We start from the raw sequence: 3,358 nt of genomic DNA, 5'->3' as shown, positions 1-3,358 counted from the left end.
ACCGAAGGTATAAACCAGCAGATTTACAGTCTGCCCCATTTGGCCACTCTGGTATTCGCCCGATTGCGGATGCAAAATTAATCAAATATTCCGAATCTGCAAAATAAATTCTGCTTTCAATCTTTTTTAACGCAATCATGACGATTAAAGTGTTGTTGTGTGAGTAGTGTCAAGGTGCGTATTATTGGACGGAGGGTCAGACTCTTGCGGGATATGTCAACTTTTTTTATTAACTTTGCAAATAATTGTGTGTATAAGTCAGCGGCTTTATGCCGTATGCTTGCAATCGGATTATAATTGATATTACAATATATGGCAAATCAAGAACTTAGCGAACAGGAGATTGTGCGCCGCCGTAGCCTTGAGGCTCTGCGTGAGCGTGGAATAGATCCTTATCCCGCAGCTGAATATCCCGTGAGCGGATATTCCCGCGAAATCAAAGAAAACTTCGATGACAATCTCACACCTCCGCGTGAGGTTGCAGTGGCAGGGCGTATCATGAGCCGCCGCATCATGGGGAAGGCTTCATTTATGGAACTTCAGGATTCGGAAGGCCGTATCCAGATATATGTGAGCCGCGATGATATATGTCCTGGTGAGGACAAGGAGTTTTATAACGTTGTCTTCAAGAAACTTCTTGACATAGGTGATTTCATCGGAGTAAAGGGTTATGTGTTCCGCACGCAAATGGGGGAGATTTCCATTCATGCCCGCGAAATAACAGTGTTGGGCAAGAGCCTTCGTCCCCTTCCGATCGTGAAATTGAAAGACGGCAAGGCTTACGATGCCTTCACGGATCCTGAGCAGCGTTACCGTCAGCGTTATGTCGACCTTGTGGTAAATCCCGGTGTGCGCGACATATTCCTGAAAAGAACACGCATGTTCAATTCAATGCGCGAATATTTCAATTCGTTCAATTACACAGAGGTCGAGACTCCGATTCTTCAGTCGATACCCGGCGGTGCCGCCGCACGTCCGTTCATCACGCATCACAACGCGCTTGATATCCCGTTGTATCTCCGCATTGCCGATGAGCTTTATCTGAAGCGCCTCATTGTCGGAGGATTCGAGGGTGTGTATGAATTCTCCAAAAACTTCCGCAACGAAGGCATGGACCGCACTCACAATCCGGAATTCACCTGCATGGAGATTTACGTCCCCTATAAGGATTACAACTGGATGATGGATTTTACAGAGAAGATGCTCGAAAAGATCGCGATGGATGTCAACGGCTCGACAAAAGTGCAGGTCGGAGAACATGAGATCGACTTCAAGCCTCCTTACAAGCGTGTCACCATGACCGAGGCGATACTCGAAAAGACAGGATTCGACATTACCGGCAAAACCGAAGATGAGCTTCGCGCGTTTTGTAAAGAGGCGGGCATAGAGACAGATCCGTCTATGGGCAAAGGTAAGCTGATTGATGAGATCTTCGGCGAGAAATGCGAGGGTTCTTACATTCAGCCTACTTTCATCACCGATTATCCTATAGAGATGTCGCCTCTCACGAAGCGTCATCGCGAGAATCCGGAACTCACCGAGCGTTTCGAGCTGATGGTAAACGGCAAGGAGCTTGCCAACGCATATTCGGAGCTTAACGATCCGATCGACCAGTATGAGCGTTTCGCCGAGCAGATGCGTCTTGCCGACAAGGGTGATGACGAGGCGATGATAATAGACGCGGACTTCATCCGCGCCCTTGAATACGGTATGCCTCCGACATCGGGCATGGGTATCGGCATGGATCGTCTTGCCATGCTCCTTACCGGTCAGACAACCATACAGGAGGTGCTTCTCTTCCCGCAGATGCGTCCGCAAAAGTCAGCTAAGGCGGAGAGTGAGGAGAACGCTGAGGAAAATAATGACTGAAAGGCTGTTTGCTTTTAAACAGCTTCTTAAATAAATTTCAAATTCGATAGAAGTTATGAAAACAATTGAGCTTAACATTCAGGATGCAGTTTATTTTGCAGACAAACAATATGAAGCCCTGAAGGATGAGACTGTTCAGGCTCTTGCCACCCTTGAGGAAGGCACGGGCGCGGGCAACGACTTCCTCGGCTGGCTTGATCTTCCCTCCAAGACACCTGCCGAACTGGTGGAGCGTATCGAGGCTACGGCAGCGCGTCTCCGTGAGAACTGCGATTATGTGGTTTGTGTAGGTATCGGCGGAAGCTACCTCGGCGCAAAAGCGGTAAATTACGCGCTTGCTGATTCCTTCGCTGATTTCTATGCCCCGAAGCCCAATGAGCCGAAGGTGATTTACGCAGGTCAGAACATCGGTGAGGAATATCTCGCGGAATTGCAGAATCTGCTTAAGGATAAGAAATTCGGTATTATCGTAATTTCCAAGTCCGGCACAACTACAGAGCCTGCAATCGCGTTCCGTCTGCTGAAAGACCAGCTTGTCGCCCAGGTCGGTAAAGAAGAGGCAAAGAACCTCATTGTTGCCGTTACCGATGCCGCTCGCGGCGCACTCCGCCAGATGAGCGATGAAGAGGGTTACGAGACTTATGTGATTCCGGACAATGTAGGGGGACGCTTCTCAGTGCTCACCCCGGTAGGTCTTCTTCCTATTGCGGTTGCGGGTCATGACATCAAGAAACTTCTTGCCGGTGCGGCTGAAATGGAGAAATCCACTCTTCACGCATCCGATTCCAATATCGCCCAGACCTATGCGCGTCTTCGCAATGCCCTTTACCGCAGCGGAAAGAAAATAGAGATTCTTGTCAACTTCGATCCCAAGCTTCATTATGTTTCCGAATGGTGGAAACAGCTTTATGGAGAAAGCGAAGGTAAGGACGGCAAAGGTATTTTCCCTGCATCGGTAGACTTCACGACAGACCTTCACTCCATGGGTCAGTGGATTCAGGACGGAGAGCGCACAATCTTCGAGACTGTAATCTCTGTGGCAAAGCCGGCTGTAGAGCATCGTGTGCCTATGGACGCAGCCGACCTTGACGGTATCAACTATCTCGCAGGCAAGCGCATCGACGAAGTGAACAAGATGGCGGAACTCGGAACCAAGATGGCACATGTGGACGGTGGCGTTCCCAACATGCATATCACTCTTCCTGCAATCGACGAGCATTCACTCGGTCAGCTTATCTATTTCTTTGAGAAAGCCTGCGGCATCAGCGGCTATCTTCTCGGTGTGAATCCGTTCAACCAGCCGGGAGTGGAGGCTTATAAGAAGAATATGTTCAAGCTTCTGAAGAAACCCGGTTATTGATATTTCAGCAGATAATCAATAAAGATCAGAGGATGTGTCATAATAGCCCGTCTGGGTCGTTGGCTGAATGATTCGGACCATTCTGACAGCATCCTCGCCATCCGGCTAAAATAAAGGCGGTGTGTCAAA

1 protein-coding gene and 1 pseudogene are annotated in these 3,358 nt (G+C 49.0%); both read left to right on the top strand.

Annotated elements, in window-relative coordinates:
• Positions 1-312 precede the first annotated feature (312 nt).
• Positions 313-1,845: pseudogene (lysS, locus tag JX312_RS10865) on the top strand (lysine--tRNA ligase); the annotation flags it as partial.
• 79 nt (positions 1,846-1,924) lie between these two features.
• Positions 1,925-3,229, top strand: coding sequence for a glucose-6-phosphate isomerase (locus tag JX312_RS10860; protein ID WP_123404412.1), 1,305 nt, complete (start codon positions 1,925-1,927; stop codon positions 3,227-3,229).
• The last annotated feature ends 129 nt before the right edge of the window (positions 3,230-3,358 follow it).

It is taken from the genome of Barnesiella sp. CU968, from assembly GCF_905219685.1.
Lineage (GTDB): Bacteria > Bacteroidota > Bacteroidia > Bacteroidales > Muribaculaceae > Lepagella > Lepagella muris_A.
This window is presented reverse-complemented; position numbering and strand designations above follow the sequence as displayed.

Bases quoted from the DNA above. Each gene is read 5' to 3' on its own strand.
- JX312_RS10860 (WP_123404412.1), top strand. From the start codon at position 1,925: ATGAAAACAATTGAGCTTAACATTCAGGATGCAGTTTATTTTGCAGAC.